Raw genomic sequence first — 2,141 nt, forward strand, 5'->3', positions numbered from 1 at the left:
ACATCTCTTGTTAATGATATATTGGGGGTAATATTCGGCATATTGGGTTGGGACATACATCATCCTCCTTTTTTGTACAATGTTTAATTGTATCGAATTATAAAGTTGAGTTGTTCAAACCGATTTTAGAAAACAACATTTGAAAAAATGAAATATTCAAACGTAAAAACCCTCATGTATTGAGGAGAATTAATCTATATCACCACCCAATATATATTTAATATTATAGAATACTGTATGCACTAATAATAGACAAAGTTCCATTTTTAAAACATATCCTCTACTTGCCAAAGCAATCTGCATGAATGGGTTGCTTTGGTACTTTTCCGTCATGTTTTTTCAGTAAGAAAAGCAACTAATCCTATTCTCCTATTCTATTTACTACGACAGATGCAGTCCTCACGTATCTTATTATTTCTCAGCAGATTTTTATTATAAAATGATTTTTAAAACCAAATGTTTATGCTATAGTTAATATGCTTGTAAAATGGTGAAGGCTTAACTCATTTAGGGAAAGAGGGAACTGTTACGCTTTTAAAATCAAGATTCTTTATTTTCATATCGATGGCAGTTCTTTCAATTCCCCATCATTCAATGGATGATGGGGGATTTTTTATGGGACGTACCTTTAATTTTTAGAATTATCCTTATTTTAGTAATAGAAGAACAGATTTAGTATATCCGAAAAAATAAGGATTTCTATACTGAGTAAGTTAAGAAACATAGTTCATCAACTATTCATTTCATTAACTGTTTACAGTAGATAGTAGCGAAAGGTTTACTGTAACGCTACGATAATTACGGTATTATGATATTCGTTTTTTAATGATATTTCCTACTAGCATAAATGTTGAATATTAGCTTTAATATACTTGTAAAAAACATGTAATTCGGAACATTTTACATATAAAGAGCTAATCTGGTTCTGTTGTAAAAAGAATGAGGAGCATCCAAAATAAGATATTTTAATGGAAAACAATTCAATAAAGATATTATTTTGGTAGCCTTCGGCTACTATTGTCGTTTTGCTTTAAGCTATCGTGACATATCTGAGATTCTAAAATAATGTGTTGTATCGGTTCATCCTACAGCCATCATGCGTTGGGTGCATAAATATAGTAATTTGATCTATCAAATTTGGAAGAAGGAAAATAAATCCGCACATTTTGCATGATATTTCGATAAAACCTACATCAAATTCAAGGGATATTGGTGTTATCTGTATCATACAATTGATTGAGAAGGATATAGCTTGGATATTCAACTTCATTAAAACAAGGGATCATCAAACCATCTATATGTTTACGAAAAGGTAAATCCATCTATAAAAGAAATAGGTTATAGTTAAAAAAGTAAGAATTTCACATGTGATTCAGATTTATCCCTCTTAAGGCTAGTTTTAGGAATTATCTTTAGTATACAAATCATGTGGTTATTTGATATTTTATTATGGACAATTAAGGGGAGAATCCCCTCAGAAGATAGTTTTTTAGAAAAAACAGATGCGCGAACCTCTGTACTTCCTCTACTACATCATGTACACAAACGCTTCATTTGCAATTATTATCAAACTTTTACAAAAACTAAATAACCCAAATTCTATTGGCATGGAACTCGGGTTACTTAATTATACTTTAAAAAGCTATTTACTTAACTCAAAAAGCTGACCATAAATAACTTTAGAATAATTGATTGATAGTCATAGAAGCCCCAATTACAGGAGCCAGGCTCATAGTCAAAGGTACAATACCATTGTTTCTCAGTGTAAGGACATCACCAGCATTTAGCATTAATTGTGTTTGACCGCTAATTTCTCCTGTTGCTACTAATACTGGATACACTGTAGAAGAATCTACTGTACCATTTACAGCAATTCCGAGTTGGCTTCCTATTCCAGATGTAATATTTATAATAAATTCAATCTCGTAAACTCCTGTTGTAGGAACAGTAACTGTAGTTGTTCCTGCTATATGAGTTATACCATTTAATGGTCCATTATTACTAAATGGTATATCCGCCCCTCCCACAACTGTCGCATTTGCGATAGGTGCTAATTGATAAACATAGCCGGCAGGAAGTGCTTCCATTTCGCCAGTAGGACCTGTAGCGCCAGTAGGACCTGTTTCGCCAGTAGGACCTGT

The 2,141-nt window shown here is 32.3% G+C and carries 1 protein-coding gene and 1 pseudogene; one reads left to right on the forward strand and one right to left on the reverse strand.

The genetic code is table 11. From position 1 onward, the window contains the following. Positions 1 to 955: 955 nt before the first annotated feature. Positions 956 to 1,313: pseudogene (locus F3I02_RS27195) on the forward strand (DDE-type integrase/transposase/recombinase); the annotation flags it as partial. A gap of 366 nt (positions 1,314 to 1,679) precedes the next feature. Here F3I02_RS27195 and F3I02_RS27200 read toward each other — a convergent pair. Continuing rightward, positions 1,680 to 2,141 (reverse strand): BclA C-terminal domain-containing protein (locus F3I02_RS27200; RefSeq protein ID WP_483862136.1); only part of this gene is annotated, 462 nt, incomplete at its 5' end.

Source organism: Bacillus sp. SRB3LM (assembly GCF_015712745.1).
GTDB classification, from domain to species: Bacteria; Bacillota; Bacilli; order Bacillales; family Bacillaceae_G; genus Bacillus_A; species Bacillus_A thuringiensis_K.